We start from the raw sequence: 16,709 nt of genomic DNA on the forward strand, positions 1-16,709 counted from the left end.
CATTAGCCTAATTTGACTTTGTATTCGCTTTTTTGCTTGTTTTGTACACACTTAGAAGCGGGATATCTACTGTAAACAAGTATAAAAAAGAGGAAGGCAGGATGAAAAAGCTGGGTACAGCGCGACGTGTTTCCTGGTCGCTGATGGCATGTTTATTTATCTGGCAAGGAGGAGAAGCGCTCGCCGCCTCACCGCCAGTGTCTTACGGCGTGGAAGCGGATACTTTCCATCCGGTAAAAGCGCAACACGGGATGGTCGCTTCAGTCGATGCGACCGCCACGCAAGTCGGCGTGGAGATTTTACGCCAGGGCGGCAATGCGGTAGACGCCGCCGTGGCGGTGGGTTTTGCGCTGGCGGTCACCCATCCACAGGCCGGTAATCTTGGCGGCGGCGGGTTTATGATGCTACGTACCGCGTCTGGTCGCACCACGGCGATTGATTTTCGTGAAATGGCGCCGGGCAAAGCGAGCCGCGATATGTTCCTCGATGCGCAAGGCAATGCTGATAGCAAACTGTCGTTAACCTCACCGCTGGCGTCGGGAACGCCAGGTACGGTTGCTGGCTTTGCGCTGGCGGCGCAAAAGTATGGCACGTTACCGCTGAGTAAATTGCTCCAGCCAGCCATTGACCTGGCGCGTAAAGGGATCGTGGTGAACGATGCCCTCGCCGATGACCTGAACGTCTATGGTAAAGAAGTCCTGCTTAACCATCCAAATAGTAAAGCCATTTTCTTTAAAACCGATGGCACGCCCTATAAAAAAGGGGAACGCCTGATACAACGCAATTTGGCGCATAGCCTTTCGTTAATCGCTCAACAGGGGCCGAAAGCATTTTATCAAGGCGAAATTGCCGATGAGATTGCCGGCGAGATGGCGCAACATGGCGGGTTGATGGGTAAAGCGGATTTGGCAGCCTATCGGGCAGTAGAACGCCAGCCAGTGAGCGGCACCTATCGCGGCTATGAAGTGTTCTCGATGCCGCCGCCATCATCGGGGGGGATTCATATTGTGCAAATTTTGAATATCCTTGAAAACTTCGATCTGGCGAAAATGGGCTTTGGCAGCGCAGATGCGATGCAGGTTATTGCCGAGGCTGAGAAATACGCGTATGCCGACCGTTCAGAATATCTTGGCGATCCTGACTTTGTAAAAGTGCCGTCGCAAGCCTTGACCAGTAAGGCATATGCGAAAGCGATCGCACAAAAAATCGATCTGGCGAAAGCGCGTCCTTCCAGTGAAATTAAACCCGGTAAACTCGCGCCTTATGAAAGCAACCAAACCACGCACTTCTCAGTGGTCGATCGGCAGGGTAACGCCGTGGCAGTGACCTATACGTTGAATACCAATTTTGGTAGTGGGATTGTGGCCGGGAAGAGCGGCATTTTGCTGAATAACGAAATGGATGATTTCTCTGCCAAACCGGGTACGCCGAATGTGTATGGTTTAGTGGGAGGTGAGGCGAATGCCGTGCAACCGGCGAAACGCCCACTCTCCTCCATGTCGCCAACCATTATCGCGAAAGATGGCAAAACCTGGCTGGTGACCGGTAGCCCAGGCGGTAGCCGTATTATCACCACCGTGCTGCAAATGGTGGTAAACAGCATTGATTTTGGCATGAACGTTGCCGAAGCAACCAATGCGCCGCGTTTCCATCATCAGTGGCTGCCGGACGAGTTACGGGTTGAGAAGGGCTTTAGCCCGGATACGTTAAAACTGCTGGAAGCGAAAGGGCAGCATGTCAAAGTCGAACCAGCCATGGGCAGTACGCAGAGCATTATGATTGGCCCGGATGGCATGCTGTATGGCGCCTCCGATCCGCGTACCGTTGACGATCTCACCGCCGGCTATTAAGCCGCAGTCAGGACGGGCAGTATTACCGCTGCCCGTCTCTTTCTTGCCAAACGAAAGCCCTGATGAGCGTTAGCGCATTCAGAAACAGAATTCCATGATTGCGAAATGAAATTAATTGCAAAAACGGCTTTACAAACACGAATGAGAATGATTATTATTGCATTGCGTTCTCAGGTAGCCCTCCAGGCCACTTGTGAAGGCACGACATTGCTCACATTGCTTCCAGTATTTCTTAGCCAGCTCGGGTGCTGGCTTTTTTTTATCCTCATTTCCTGGCTTTAACTACTTCATTTTTTTTGAACAGAGAGATGAAGTTTTTCAGCTATCATCAGGTTAACTTCAGGCGCAGACTACGTAAAAAGATTGAGGAGAGTTGAACATGATCTATTTACGTAAAGCTGAACAACGCGGTCACGCCAATCATGGTTGGCTGGATAGCTGGCATACCTTCTCGTTTGCCGATTACTACGATCCCGATTTCATGGGGTTCTCCGCGCTGCGGGTAATTAATGAAGATGTGATCGATGCCGGAAAAGGCTTCGGTACGCATCCGCATAAAGACATGGAGATTCTGACCTATGTGCTGTCCGGCACTGTTGAACATCAGGACAGCATGGGGAACCAAGAGCAGATCCCGGCAGGCGAGTTTCAGATTATGAGCGCCGGTACCGGCGTTCGTCACTCAGAGTACAATGCCAGTAATAGTGAGCCGCTCCATCTGTATCAAATCTGGATTATTCCGGAGAAAAACGGCATTACACCGCGTTACGAACAACGCCGTTTTGCCGATATTGAAGGGCGTCAGTTGATCCTCACCCCGGAGGGTCGTGATGGGTCGCTGAAAGTGTACCAGGATATGACGTTATCGCGCTGGGTGCTGAAACCACAGGAGCAGGCGGACGTTGAGGTGGATGCCGCTCGCCGTATCTGGATCCAGGTGGTAAAAGGTAAGGTTAATATCAACGGTCAGCCGGTAAGTACCAGCGATGCACTGGCTGTCTGGGATGAAAGTCACTTGACGCTACAGGCGGATAGCGAGGCTGAAATCCTGATGTTCGATTTACCGCCGGTCTAACGTTGATGATAAAAATGGGCGCAGTTCTCGCGCCCATTTACTTCCGTTCTCCCCGCCGCCGCGTTTTTTTTGTAAACTCAACCTATTCCTCCATTCACCGCTGATAACGATGAAGAAAAAAAGACCCGTCCTACAGGATGTCGCCGATCGCGTTGGCATCACCAAAATGACCGTCAGCCGCTATCTACGCAATCCTGAGCAGGTATCCAGCGCGTTGCGGGAAAAAATCGCCGTGGCGTTGGATGAGCTAGGTTACATCCCGAATCGTGCGCCGGACATGTTATCAAATGCGACCAGTCGGGCGATTGGTGTGTTGTTGCCGTCGCTCACCAACCAAGTGTTCGCCGATGTGCTGCGCGGCATTGAAACTGTCACTGATGCGGCGGGCTATCAAACTTTACTGGGTCACTTTGGCTATAACCGGGAAAAAGAAGAAGGTCAGCTACGCTCTTTATTGGGCTGGAATATTGATGGCTTGATTCTAACGGAGCGGACACATACGCCGGGCAGTTTACGGATGATTGAAACCGCCGGGATCCCGGTGATCGAGATGATGGATTGTGTTTCTCCCTGCCTGGATATGGCAGTCGGCTTTGACAATGTGGAAGCTGCCCGTCAAATGACACACACCATTTTGGCTAAAGGGCATCGCCATACGGTATATCTCGGCGCGCGGCTGGATGAGCGCACTTTGCTAAAGCAACAAGGCTATGAGATCGCCATGCGCGAGGCGAACCTGGAACCGCGTAGTGTGATGATGGAGGAAGCCTCATCGTTCAGTGCCGGTACGTTGCTGCTGCGTGAGGCGCAACGGCGCTATCCGCAAACCGATAGCCTATTCTGTACCAATGATGATTTGGCGATAGGGGCAATGTTTGAATGCCAGCGCCAGGGGCTACGTGTGCCAGAGCAGATGGCGATTGCTGGTTTCCACGGGCACGATATTACTCAAGTGGTCACGCCGCGTTTGGCGACGGTGATTACGCCGCGTGAGCGAATGGGGGAAATCGCCGCCTCAATGTTATTGGCACGTATTAGTGGCGATCGCGATGCCAAACTGCCGGTGAATGTGGGGTTTGAAATAGCGGAAGGGGGCAGCATCTGATTTTGGCGCTTTTTTGAAGTCGCTCACAATTTCCGATGTTTCTGCCTGCAGTGGTTGCGTGTAAGAGCGCACGCCCTGACAATGCCGTTAGTAATGTTATCGGTAACATACTGTTTTCATCTGCGGGAGCCATAACAATGAAAACCCATCCTTCGTCGCATCATGTCTTTGTCTTGATGGGCGTATCCGGCAGCGGTAAGTCCGCCGTAGCCAACGATGTTTCTTACCAAATGAAGAGCGCGTTTCTGGACGGGGATTTTCTTCATCCGCGCGCCAATATTCTTAAAATGGCTGAAGGGCATCCGCTGGATGATAACGATCGTCGGCCTTGGCTGGAGTCGCTGAATGATGCGGCTTTTGCCATGCAGCGTACTAATGACGTCTCGATTATCGTCTGTTCCGCGCTGAAAAAAAGCTATCGCGATATTTTGCGGAAAGATAACCAAAATCTGTCGTTTATTTATCTTAAAGGTGATTTCGCCACCATTGAAGCGCGTCTAAAGGCGCGTAAAGGGCACTTCTTTAAAACGCAAATGCTGGTCACGCAATTTGAGACGTTAGAAGAGCCGGGAGCGGATGAGCCGGATGTGTTAGTCGTGGATATTAATCATTCTCTGGACGAGGTTGTGACTGCGACCATCGCGACGATCGAGGATGCGATCAAAAAGGATTAGCTGTTAATGAGTACTGCAACACTGGTTTTGACGGCAGTAGGTTCGGTGTTACTACTGCTGTTTTTAGTTATGAAAGCGCGTATGCACGCCTTTGTCGCGCTGATGGTGGTTTCCATTGGGGCCGGTCTGTTCTCCGGAATGCCTCTCGATAAAATAGCCGATACCATGCAAAAAGGGATGGGTGGTACGCTCGGCTTTTTGGCGATTGTGGTGGCGTTGGGCGCGATGTTCGGCAAAATTTTGTATGAAACCGGCGCGGTGGATCAAATCGCGGTGCGTATGCTGAAAGTCTTTGGTGAACATCGGGCGCATTACGCGATGGGCATCGCCGGTTTGATTTGCGCGTTGCCGCTGTTTTTTGAGGTGGCGATTGTGTTGTTGATCAACATCGCTTTTGCCGTCGCGCGACGCACCCATGACAATCTGGTGAAGTTGGTGATTCCGCTGTTTGCGGGCGTCGCGGCTTCTGCGGCCTTCTTGTTACCCGGCCCTGCGCCGATGTTGCTTGCCTCACAGATGCATGTTGATTTTGGCTGGATGATTTTGTTGGGGCTGTGCGCCGCCATCCCCAGCATGATTATCGCCGGGCCGTTATTTGGCCTGTTTATCAGCCGCCATGTGGAATTTACCCTGCCGACAGAGAATACACAGCCGGACGTTGAGAGTGGGAAATTACCGTCGTTTGGGTTTAGCCTGTCGCTAATTCTGTTTCCCTTAGTGTTGGTAGGGCTAAAAACCATTGGCGCACGGTTTGTCGCCGAAGGCACCTCACTGTATCAATGGCTGGAGTTTCTTGGACATCCGTTTACCGCCATTCTGTTGGCCTGCCTGCTGGCGATTTATGGCCTGGCTTATCGCCAGGGCATGGACAAAGAAAAGGTGATGCAAATTTGCGGCAGCGCGTTACAGCCAGCGGGGATTATTTTGTTGGTGATTGGCGCTGGCGGCGTGTTTAAGCAGGTGCTGGTGGATTCCGGCGTGGGGCCGGCACTGGGCCATGCGTTGACCGGCGCGGGTCTACCGATTGCGCTGGCTTGCTTTATCTTGGCCGCGGCGGTACGCATTATTCAGGGGTCGGCCACCGTCGCGTGCCTGACTGCGGTCGGTTTGGTGATGCCGGTGATTGAGCCGTTGCATTACTCCGGCGCGCAGATGGCGGCGTTATCTCTCTGTATTGCCGGTGGGTCGATTGTGTTTAGCCACGTTAATGATGCCGGTTTTTGGTTGTTCGGGCGTTTTACCGGGGCGACCGAAGGCCAAACCTTGAAAACCTGGACGCTGATGGAAACCCTTCTTGGCACAGTCGGTGCATTGGTCGGTATGGCGGCGTTTAGCTTGTTATCGTAATTAAAAGCAGGCGAGATAAACCTCGCCTGCTAAGAGGTACAGGCCGCATTGGCGGCCTGAAGCTTACGACCTTTATTGCCGCGTTTTACTGAGTCCGACCTGGTTCAATTGAGATTTCTTCCACAAATAAAAAGCCGGATTAGGCCCCCGTTCACTCTCCCAGCGCTCACCAAATTGGCTGCTTTCAACATGGTGATACCCCAGGGTAACCAGGTATTCTTTCAGAGCGACTTCGTTATCCGTATTGCTAAATACAATCGAACTGATCTCTGGTTTCCCACCATCTTGATGCTGCCAGGTGAAATAGTAATTATTAGAAATCCTTGGGGTGTTTTTAATCTCTTCATCAGTATAAAAAGAGTAAGTTAATCTATCGCTTTCTGTATATCCGGACGCTTTTTCAACTGTGGATACCATGTTGCAAGTAACCAGAATGAAAGCAATGAATAAGCACATAACGATTAGAATACATTTACTTATACTTTTCAAGGAACTCTCCAGGTACCTATTTCCGTTATTATACTTGCTTTATCAATGACTCGAACCACATCAGATGAAAAATCTGTAAAAGGTTCGATAGTTGTCATAAAACCAGGAAGGTTGCTTTTATAAGGTTTAAGCCTTGATAATTTATCGATTGGATCGGGAAAAAGCAATGGTCTAAAACCTGTGTTTTTGTAATCTCCTGGTGAGCCGTAATAGTCCCATCTTCTTAATGCTGACTCTTTACTTACTGGCTTAATTAGAGAAAAGTAATTCATCGGTTGGATGACATTATAAAAGCCTAAAAGATCTGAAACCATATCTTCAGCGCTAAAGCCGCTATCAGTATACCAGCTAAACCATGGCATGGATTGCCAACTCTCGAACAATGAGGCCGTTTGCATCATCATGGCAAGCGCGATGCTATGACGCTCAGAAAGAGAACGCCCTCTTTTTATATTCCATCGAATATGGCGGCCCGTACCAAAATACCTATTTCGCATTGTTTGCTCATAATGGATAAGATAATAATGAGAGCCAGTGGCTTCACCCTTTTGGAACTGAAACAATATATCCCTTATGTCATTTCCTAATGCATGCCCAAGATCAATCCATCCAAGAACCTCAGTATAAATAAGCCCTCTACTATTAGGTGTGTAAATGGTTGGATCGATAATATCGATTCTTTTACTCATGCTAATATCCTTATCGTCACTCAGTAAACTCTATTCCTTTTTAGATGTTTATCATGAAAGTTTTTCATCTACAAGCGCGTTTTGCTTAGCATGTGATGTAAAATATCTATGCTGATATTTAATTTTAATTAGGCAGGTAACTTAATTGAGTTACGCTAACCTTCAGTTTTAAATCTAGTTACACGATTTAAAATATATGTCGAAATAGCCGATAGTGAACCAAGCGATGTGAGTAGAGAAATGACAAAATCAGGGCCGCCGAAACGGCCCGTTAGGTCAATTTCACTCGAAGCGTTAAATCTTCAGATAGGCGCGGATGCCGTCCAAAAACATCTGCGTGGCCAACATAATCAAAATCAACCCCATCAGCCGCTCCAGCGCATTAACGCCCTTATCTCCCAGTAAACGCAAAAACAAACCGGAAAGCAGCAAAATGATCACCGTGGCGCCCCAGGCAATCAGTAAGGCGCCAACCAAATGCGTCATTTGCTGAGGATACTGGTGCGAAAGGAGCATCAGCGTCGCCAGCAACGAGGGGCCGGCGACCAGCGGAATTGCCAACGGCACCAGGAAAGGCTCTTCGCCGACCGAAAGACCGGTGCTGCTGCTTTCACTGGAGGGAAAAATCATCTTGATGGCGATCAGGAACAGAATTATCCCGCCAGAGATGGAGACCGTCTCGGTGCGCAGGTTCAGAAACGCGAGAATCTTTTCCCCGGCAAATAAAAACAGCAGCATGATTGCCAATGCAATCAGCATCTCGCGGATCAGAACAACCCGTCGGCGTTTAGGTTCTAGATGCTTTAAAACCGACATAAAAATCGGCAAATTGCCCAGAGGGTCCATAATAAGCAACAATAATATTGTTGCCGAAATCATTTCAGTCATTTTGTCTTTCTCTATGCCTTACCGCCAACCGACGGTTATAAGCGACATTGCTGAAAAAACTGCCGCTATCGATTTAATTCACTTGCCAGAAATGCTGCATTTTGTAAGGTTGGAGGATAGAGGTAAATCACATTTTGCATTTGGGTATCAAAAGATGAAATCTGTAGGGCTGGTTGGTTGGCGTGGCATGGTAGGTTCTGTCCTGATGCAACGCATGAGCGAAGAGCGTGATTTTGACGCGATTCGCCCGGTATTTTTCTCCACTTCGCAACATGGGCAGGCCGCGCCGAGCTTTGGCGGCCAATCGGCGGGCGTACTGCAGGATGCCACGGATATTGAGGCGTTACGCGCGCTGGATATCATCATCACCTGTCAGGGCGGCGATTACACCAATGATGTGTACCCGAAACTGCGTGCAAGCGGCTGGCAAGGCTACTGGATTGACGCGGCTTCTTCGCTACGCATGAAAGATGACGCGATTATTATTCTTGACCCGGTTAACCATCAGGTGATCCGTCAGGGGTTAGATAAAGGCATAAAAACATTTGTTGGCGGGAACTGTACCGTTAGCCTGATGTTGATGGCGCTTGGCGGTCTGTTCGCTAATGACTTAGTGGAATGGGCGTCGGTCGCGACTTATCAGGCGGCATCCGGCGGCGGCGCGCGCCATATGCGCGAGCTGCTTACCCAAATGGGGATGTTGCATGACCATGTTGCGAAAGAGCTTCAACATCCGGCATCGGCAATTTTGGATATTGAACGTAAAGTCACTGAAATGACGCGTTCCGGCGTGCTACCTACCGACAACTTTGGCGTCCCGCTGGCCGGAAGCTTAATTCCGTGGATCGATAAGCAACTCGACAACGGGCAGAGCCGTGAGGAGTGGAAGGGGCAAGCTGAAACCAACAAGATCCTCGCCACGCGGCAGATTATCCCGGTTGACGGTTTGTGCGTGCGCGTAGGCGCGCTGCGTTGCCATAGCCAGGCGTTTACCCTGAAGCTGAAAAAAGATGTCCCGCTGCCAGAGATTGAACAACTGTTGGCGAATCATAACGATTGGGTGAAAGTTGTGCCGAACGATCGCGAACTCAGCATGCGTGAACTGACGCCTGCCGCAGTGACCGGTACGCTTACCACGCCGGTTGGGCGGTTACGTAAATTGAACATGGGGCCGGAATATCTTTCTGCCTTTACGGTTGGAGACCAACTGTTATGGGGCGCTGCTGAACCGTTGCGCCGCATGCTGCGTTTACTGGTCGACTAACTCTATCTTGGGCGGCGTTCTGCCGCCCACTTCTGTCCTCGCGGTGGTTTCTTCCTCGCTTCTCCTCCCGGCTTTCACTCTGCTGTACTGAACGTGCCTTTTTATCTTTGCGGTTAATTATTTTTTGCAAACTTCACCGGCTTATGGCGGGCCTTGTCTATGCTTAAAAGTATTGCGCTGGAATTTGATGGGTTGTGCTTTCCGAACTGAATGTTATTGCGTGCTGCAAGGGGTATTTTCACCACCGGATGGCGGCCTCCTCGTTGATACGCTGATGGCTCAATAAAGAGTAGTGCATTCAATAATCTATTTTAATTCAATCGATTATTGCATCGTCTACCGGTATCACAGGAAGAAAGACATGTCAGAGCTACCCGATCGGCAAACGATCAATGCCATTATTTCCGGCTATTATGCCGACCCTTTTTCTCTACTGGGGATGCACCAAACCGAAGCGGGCCTCGAAGTCCGCGCATTGTTGCCGGACGCTTCGGAGGTTTGGGTAATTGAAACTAGCACCGGACGTAAATGCGTCCAGTTAAAATGCCTTGATTCACGAGGTTTTTTTTGCGCTGTGGTGCCACGGCGTAAGAATCTTTTCCGCTATCAATTGGCCGTAACCTGGCACGGCGAACAGAACCTGATTGATGATGCTTATCGCTTTGGCCCATTGCTCAAAGAGCTGGATAGCTGGCTATTGTCGGAAGGCACCCATTTGCGGCCTTACGAAACCCTTGGCGCACATGCTGATGTCATTGATGGCGTGACCGGTACGCGTTTTTCTTTGTGGGCGCCAAACGCGCGGCGCGTCTCGGTGGTCGGTGAGTTTAACTATTGGGACGGGCGCCGCCATCCGATGCGTTTTCGTGCGGAAAGCGGCGTCTGGGAGCTGTTTGTTCCGGCGGCCCGCAATGGTCAACTGTATAAGTTTGAGATTATTGATGCGTTTGGTCAGCTACGTTTGAAGGCCGATCCTTTCGCGTTTGAGGCGCAAATGCGCCCACAAACCGCCTCCATGATCTGTGGTTTGCCGGAAAAAGTCGAAATGCGCGCCGATCGGAAGGCCGCTAACGCTTTCGATGCGCCGATTTCTATTTATGAAGTCCATCTGGGCTCTTGGCGCCGCCATACGGATAATAATTTCTGGCTAAGTTACAAAGAGTTAGCCGAGCAGTTAGTTCCCTATGTGAAAGAAATGGGTTTCACCCATATTGAGCTGCTTCCGATTAATGAACATCCGTTTGACGGTAGCTGGGGCTACCAGCCTCTGGGAATGTACGCGCCAACCCGCCGTTTCGGGACGCGCGACGAGTTCCGCTATTTTATTGCCTGCGCGCATGAAGCTGGCCTCAATGTTTTGCTGGATTGGGTTCCTGGTCACTTTCCTTCCGATGATTTTGGTCTGGCGAAGTTTGACGGTACCGAACTCTATGAGCACAGCGACCCGCGTGAAGGTTATCAGCAGGATTGGAATACGCTGATCTATAACTTTGGTCGGCGTGAAGTCAGTAATTATCTGGCAGGCAATGCACTGTACTGGATGGAGCGCTTCGGGATCGACGGCTTGCGCGTGGATGCGGTGGCTTCGATGATTTATCGCGACTATAGCCGGGCAGAAGGCGAATGGATCCCCAATCATTATGGCGGACGCGAAAACCTCGAAGCGATCTCCTTCCTACGCTATACCAATCGTACTTTGGGCCATGCTGCGCCGGGCAGTATTACCATCGCGGAAGAATCAACCGATTTCCCCGGCGTGTCGCGACCGCCGGAAGCCGGTGGCCTTGGTTTTTGGTTTAAGTGGAACCTTGGCTGGATGCACGACACGCTCGATTACATGAAGCTTGATCCCGTCTACCGTTGCTATCACCACAATCTAATGACTTTCGGCATGTTGTATAACCATACCGAAAACTTCGTCTTACCGCTGTCGCACGATGAAGTCGTGCATGGTAAGCGTTCGATCCTCGATCGTATGCCGGGCGACGCCTGGCAGAAATTTGCTAACTTACGCGCCTATTACGCCTGGATGTGGGCTTTCCCCGGCAAGAAACTGCTGTTTATGGGCAATGAGTTCGCCCAAGGTAAAGAGTGGAACCATGATGTCAGCCTGGATTGGCATCTGTTGGAAGGGGAAGACAACTGGCATCACGGCGTACAGCGCCTGGTGCGCGATCTTAACCTGACTTACCGCCATTACACCCCGCTGCATCAACTGGATTTCGATCCGGACGGCTTCGAATGGCTGGTGGTGGATGATCATGAAAACTCAGTATTGATTTTTGTGCGCCGCGATCGCGCAGGTAATGAAGTGATTGTCGCCAGTAACTTTACGCCGGTGGTGCGTCACAACTATCGTTTTGGCATTAATCAGCCCGGCAACTGGCGTGAGGTGATCAATACCGACTCCGCGCATTATCACGGCGGCCAGGTCAGTAATGGCACTGTCGCCAGCCAGCCTATCGCCAGCCATCAGCGCCAACATTCGTTAAGCCTTTCATTACCGCCTCTGGCCACACTGTGGCTGGTAAGGGAGGCGGAATGAGCCATCTACAGGCGGGGAAACCGTTGCCGCAAGGTGCCAGCTACGATGGAAAAGGGGTGAATTTCACGCTGTTTTCACAACATGCGCAACGCGTGGAACTGTGCCTGTTTGATGCGCACGGAACCGAAACGCGCTATGACCTGCCGGCGCGAACCGATGACAGATGGCATGGTTATTTTCCGGCGTTAAAACCCGGCCAGCGTTACGGCTATCGCGTGCATGGCCCGTGGCAGCCTCGCGAGGGACATCGCTTTAATCCGGCGAAACTGTTGGTTGATCCTTGCGCCCGTGAGGTTGAAGGCGAGGTGACAGACGACGCGCTGTTTTACGGCGGCGAATGGGAGATTGATACGCGTGACAACGCCGCGATTGCGCCGAAAAGCGTGGTAGTAGCCGATGATTTTGACTGGGAGGAGGATGTTGCGCCGCGTGTGCCCTGGGGTAAAACGGTAATTTATGAAGCGCATGTGCGTGGCTTGAGCAAGTTACATCCGGCGCTTCCCGAAGCACTGCGTGGCACCTATGCGGCGTTGGGGCATCCAGTGATGGTGGAATATTTAACCCAATTGGGTATCACCACACTTGAACTGTTGCCGGTCGCGCACTTTGCCAGTGAGCCACGGCTATTGCGTTTGGGGTTAAGCAATTACTGGGGATACAACCCCTTCGCCCTTTGGGCGCCCGATCCGCGTTACGCATCGAAAGGCGCAAATGCGCGCCATGAGCTCCAGCAGGCAGTTAAAAATCTGCATGCCGTTGGCATTGAGGTGGTGCTAGATGTGGTGTTTAACCACACCGCCGAATTAGAGGAGATTGGGCCGACAATTTCTCAGCGCGGTATTGATAACGCCAGCTATTACTGGTTAACGGAAAATGGCGAATATCACAACTGGACCGGCTGCGGTAACACCCTGAATTTAAGCCATCCACAGGTTCAGGCATGGGCGCTGGATTGTTTGCGTCATTGGGTTGAAACCTACCATGTAGATGGCTTTCGTTTCGATTTAGCCACGGTCTTAGGGCGTGCGCCTGATTATCAGTCGCAGGCGGTCTTCTTCTCCGCCCTGCGTGCCTGCCCAATCCTGTCACAAGTCAAACTGATTGCTGAACCCTGGGATATCGGCCCGGGCGGTTATCAAGTGGGTCATTTCCCACCGCCATTTAGTGAATGGAACGACCATTTCCGCGACGCGATGCGGCGTTTTTGGCTCCACGGTCAACCTGACATGGGGGAGTTTGCCCGCCGGTTTGCCGCGTCCAGCGATCTCTTTCAACGCGAGGGGCGTTTACCCTCCGCAACCATCAACCTGATTACCGCCCATGATGGTTTCACATTGTGTGATGTAGTGAGTTTTGCACGCAAACATAATGAGGCTAACGGTGAAGATAATCGTGATGGTAGCAACGGTAACTTTAGCCATAACCACGGCGCAGAGGGGCTGAATGTCACGCAAACGGTGCTTGAGCGCCGCCGTCGCAGCGTACACGCGTTGCTCACTTCGCTATTACTGGCGCAGGGTACGCCAATGCTGCTGGCCGGTGATGAGCACGGCCATAGTCAGCATGGAAATAACAACGCCTATTGCCAGGATAACCCCCTGACCTGGTTGGATTGGCGTCATAACGATAACGGTTTATTTGATTTCACCGTCGCGCTAATCCAGTTGCGTCGCCGTATACCGGCGCTGACGCAGGACGTCTGGTGGCAAGAGGGCGATGGGAACGTTCAATGGTTGAGCGCCAGCGGGCAGCCACTGAACCATGAGGAGTGGGAACAGGGTGTGCATCGTATGCAGATCCTGCTTTCCGGGCGCTGGCTGATAACAATAAACGCCACTGAAGACGTGAGCGACATCGCACTACCAGACGGGGAGTGGCGCGCCATTCCTCCTTTCGCCGGGGATGATAACCCGATCCTGTCAACTGTCTGGCATGGACCCGCGCATGGCGTCAGCGTGTTCCAAAAGCAAGCATAAGGAGTCAGACATGGTTAAGTTAGAAAGCACCGAGCATCTGATGCTGGCAAGGCAATTGCCAGCGCAAACCGTCGCCCTGATCCTCGCGGGAGGGCGTGGCACGCGCCTGAAAGATCTCACCGCGAAACGCGCGAAGCCAGCGGTTCATTTTGGCGGCAAGTTCCGTATTATTGATTTTGCTTTATCCAACTGTCTCAACTCGGGCATCCGCCGCATCGGCGTTATTACGCAATATCAATCGCATACGCTGGTGCAGCATATCCAACGCGGCTGGTCATTTTTTAATGAAGAGATGAATGAGTTTGTTGATCTCCTACCGGCACAACAACGTTTCTCTACCGAACATTGGTACCGCGGCACTGCCGATGCGGTGACGCAAAATCTCGATATTATTCGTCGCTATAACGCGCAGTACGTGGTCATTCTGGCAGGCGATCACATCTATAAAATGGATTATTCGCGCATGTTGCTGGATCACGTGGCGAACGAGGCGAAGTGCACCATTGCCTGTTTGCCGGTGCCGGTTGCTGAAGCCAGCGCGTTTGGCGTAATGGCGGTGGATGACGAAAATAAAGTGGTAGATTTTGTCGAGAAACCTGCGCAGCCGCCGACGATGCCGGGTGATGATACTCAGGCGCTGGCGAGCATGGGCATTTACGTGTTCAACGCCGATTATTTGTATCAGTTACTGGAAGAGGATCTGCAACAGCCACAATCTAACCATGACTTCGGCAAAGACCTGTTGCCCAAGATCGTGGCCAGCGGTGAAGCCTACGCACACTCCTTTAACCTCTCCTGTGTGCAAAATGACAGTACCGCTCAGCCTTACTGGCGCGATGTTGGGACGCTGGAAGCTTACTGGCGCGCCAACCTGGATCTGGCCTCGGTTACACCGGATTTGGATATGTATGACCACGAGTGGCCGATCCGCACCCATATGGAACCCTTACCACCGGCTAAATTTGTCCAGGATCGTTCCGGCAGCCATGGGATGACGATGAATTCGCTGGTTTCCGGCGGCTGCATTATTTCCGGATCGGTCGTGGTGCATTCGGTGTTGTTCCCACGCGTGCGCGTCAATTCGTTTTGTAATATCGACTCTTCGGTGCTGTTACCGGATGTGGTTGTCGGGCGCTCGTGTCGCCTGCGTCGTTGCGTCATTGATCGAGCCTGCGTCCTTCCTGAAGGGATGGTAATAGGCGAAAACCCTGACGAGGATAGCCGTCGTTTCTACCGTTCAGAAGAGGGTATCGTGCTGGTAACGCGCGCGATGTTAGCCAAATTGGCTAATCACGCTAGCTAACCGACGAAAAAATAGTCGCAATCGACGCGAGGATCGCTCGATTACCGATAAAGGAGCCGAGAATGCAGGTTTTACACGTCTGTTCGGAGCTTTTTCCACTGCTTAAAACCGGCGGATTAGCTGATGTAGTTGGGGCATTGCCGGCAGCACAGATCGCTGATGGAACGGATACGCGGGTGTTGATTCCCGCCTTTCCCGACCTACGTAAAGGTATCACCGATACGCAAATCGTCGCTGAGCTGCACACATTCGCAGGCTTTGTTCGGCTGCATTTTGGACATTTTAATGGCGTTGGTATCTATCTGATTGAAGCGCCGGGGCTGTATGACCGCCCCGGTAGCCCGTATCACGACGAATCGCAGTTCGCGTATATGGATAACTACCTGCGCTTTGCGCTACTGGGTTGGATGGGATGCGAGTTAGCGTGTGGGCTAGACACGTGGTGGCGACCGGATATTGTCCATGCGCATGATTGGCATGCCGGGTTGGCCTGTGCTTATTTGGAAGCACGTGGACGGCCGGCGAAATCGGTATTTACCGTGCATAACCTGGCCTATCAGGGGCTATTTTCCGCGCATCATCTGGAGCAGATCCAACTGCCTGCTTCATTTATGAATATGCATGGGTTGGAGTTCTACGGACAGATTTCCTATCTCAAGGCCGGTCTCTACTATGCCGACCATATTACCGCCGTTAGCCCGACATATGCGCAGGAGATAACCCAGCCAGAGTTTGGTTATGGTATGGAAGCCTTGTTAGAGCAGCGCATGCGCGAAGGGCGATTAAGCGGCATCCTGAACGGCGTTGATCCGCTGATTTGGGATCCGGCGCATGACTTGTTATTGAGCGCCCGTTACAACCGGGAAACGTTAGATGCGAAGGCGGAAAACAAACGCCAATTGCAAATTGCTATGGGGCTAAAAGTGGATGAAAAAGCGCCCATTTTCGCGGTAGTGAGCCGCTTAACCCGGCAAAAAGGGCTCGATCTGGTACTGGAAGCATTGCCTGGCTTATTAGCGCAGGGCGGTCAGTTAGTGCTATTGGGCGCCGGTGATGCCGTGCTCCAGCAAGGGTTTCTGGCGGCGGCGGCTGAGCATCCGGGCAGCGTTGGCGTGCAAATTGGCTATCATGAGGCTTTTTCTCATCGCATTATCGGCGGCGCCGATGTCATTATGGTTCCGAGCCGTTTTGAACCCTGCGGATTAACGCAACTTTATGGGTTGAAATATGGCACGCTACCGTTGGTTCGTCGAACCGGTGGGTTGGCGGATACGGTGAATGATAGTTCGCTGGAAAATCTGGCAGACGGTGTCGCCAGCGGGTTCAGTTTTGAAGACAGTAACGCCTGGTCGCTGCTCCGTGCGATCCGGCGCGCCTTTGTGTTGTGGTCCCGTCCTTCACTGTGGCGCTATGTTCAGCGTCAGGCAATGGGGATGGATTTTAGCTGGCAGGTAGCCGCACAGGCTTACCGCGATCTCTATCAACGCTTGCTGTAACCAGAACT

13 protein-coding genes are annotated in these 16,709 nt (G+C 51.8%); 10 read left to right on the forward strand and 3 right to left on the reverse strand.

Going from position 1 to position 16,709, the window contains the following annotated elements:
- The first annotated feature begins 101 nt into the window (after window positions 1-101).
- The 5 genes from ggt (at window position 102) to gntU (ending at window position 6,051) form a co-directional block, all read left to right on the forward strand.
- Window positions 102-1,850 carry a gamma-glutamyltransferase gene (ggt, locus tag PMPD1_RS01405; protein WP_173632379.1) on the forward strand — a complete coding sequence of 583 codons (1,749 nt, stop codon included), beginning with the start codon at window positions 102-104 and terminating at the stop codon, window positions 1,848-1,850.
- Between the two features lie 379 nt (window positions 1,851-2,229).
- On the forward strand, window positions 2,230-2,925 hold the full coding sequence (locus PMPD1_RS01410; protein WP_173632380.1) for a pirin family protein: 696 nt from the start codon (window positions 2,230-2,232) through the stop codon (window positions 2,923-2,925).
- Between the two features lie 109 nt (window positions 2,926-3,034).
- A complete protein-coding gene (gene gntR / locus PMPD1_RS01415; RefSeq protein ID WP_173632381.1) occupies window positions 3,035-4,030 on the forward strand; it encodes a gluconate operon transcriptional repressor GntR in 996 nt (331 codons plus the stop codon).
- 137 nt (window positions 4,031-4,167) lie between these two features.
- Entirely contained in the window at window positions 4,168-4,704 is a 537-nt protein-coding gene (gntK, locus tag PMPD1_RS01420) for a gluconokinase (protein WP_173632382.1), read from the forward strand.
- A gap of 6 nt (window positions 4,705-4,710) precedes the next feature.
- Window positions 4,711-6,051, forward strand: coding sequence for a gluconate transporter (gntU, locus tag PMPD1_RS01425; RefSeq protein WP_173632383.1), 1,341 nt, complete (start codon window positions 4,711-4,713; stop codon window positions 6,049-6,051).
- Window positions 6,052-6,123: 72 nt separating this feature from the next.
- Here gntU and PMPD1_RS01430 read toward each other — a convergent pair whose 3' ends face one another.
- From PMPD1_RS01430 to PMPD1_RS01440, 3 genes are all read right to left on the reverse strand, one after another.
- Window positions 6,124-6,468 (reverse strand): hypothetical protein, encoded by a 345-nt coding sequence (locus PMPD1_RS01430; protein ID WP_173632384.1) that lies wholly within the window; start codon window positions 6,466-6,468, stop codon window positions 6,124-6,126.
- A 68-nt stretch (window positions 6,469-6,536) separates the two neighbouring features.
- Entirely contained in the window at window positions 6,537-7,229 is a 693-nt protein-coding gene (locus PMPD1_RS01435) for a hypothetical protein (RefSeq protein WP_173632385.1), read from the reverse strand.
- A 294-nt stretch (window positions 7,230-7,523) separates the two neighbouring features.
- A complete protein-coding gene (locus PMPD1_RS01440; protein ID WP_173632386.1) occupies window positions 7,524-8,117 on the reverse strand; it encodes a YhgN family NAAT transporter in 594 nt (197 codons plus the stop codon).
- Window positions 8,118-8,271: 154 nt separating this feature from the next.
- Here PMPD1_RS01440 and asd point away from each other — a divergent pair, with 154 nt between their 5' ends.
- From asd to glgA, 5 genes are all read left to right on the forward strand, one after another.
- The gene (gene asd, locus PMPD1_RS01445; RefSeq protein ID WP_173632387.1) at window positions 8,272-9,381 is read left to right on the forward strand and encodes an aspartate-semialdehyde dehydrogenase; all 1,110 of its coding nucleotides are present in this window, start codon (window positions 8,272-8,274) and stop codon (window positions 9,379-9,381) included.
- A gap of 361 nt (window positions 9,382-9,742) precedes the next feature.
- Window positions 9,743-11,926, forward strand: a complete 2,184-nt coding sequence (gene glgB, locus PMPD1_RS01450; protein ID WP_173632388.1) for a 1,4-alpha-glucan branching enzyme — start codon at window positions 9,743-9,745, stop codon at window positions 11,924-11,926.
- Complete coding sequence (gene glgX / locus PMPD1_RS01455; protein ID WP_173632389.1) at window positions 11,923-13,902, forward strand: glycogen debranching protein GlgX; 1,980 nt, start codon at window positions 11,923-11,925, stop codon at window positions 13,900-13,902. Before glgB ends, glgX begins: the two co-directional genes overlap by 4 nt.
- 10 nt (window positions 13,903-13,912) lie before the next feature.
- Window positions 13,913-15,205, forward strand: coding sequence for a glucose-1-phosphate adenylyltransferase (glgC, locus tag PMPD1_RS01460; protein ID WP_173632390.1), 1,293 nt, complete (start codon window positions 13,913-13,915; stop codon window positions 15,203-15,205).
- A 62-nt stretch (window positions 15,206-15,267) separates the two neighbouring features.
- On the forward strand, window positions 15,268-16,701 hold the full coding sequence (gene glgA / locus PMPD1_RS01465; RefSeq protein WP_173632391.1) for a glycogen synthase GlgA: 1,434 nt from the start codon (window positions 15,268-15,270) through the stop codon (window positions 16,699-16,701).
- Window positions 16,702-16,709 lie beyond the last annotated feature (8 nt).

Origin of the sequence: Paramixta manurensis, from assembly GCF_013285385.1 — a bacterium.
GTDB lineage: Bacteria > Pseudomonadota > Gammaproteobacteria > Enterobacterales > Enterobacteriaceae > Paramixta > Paramixta manurensis.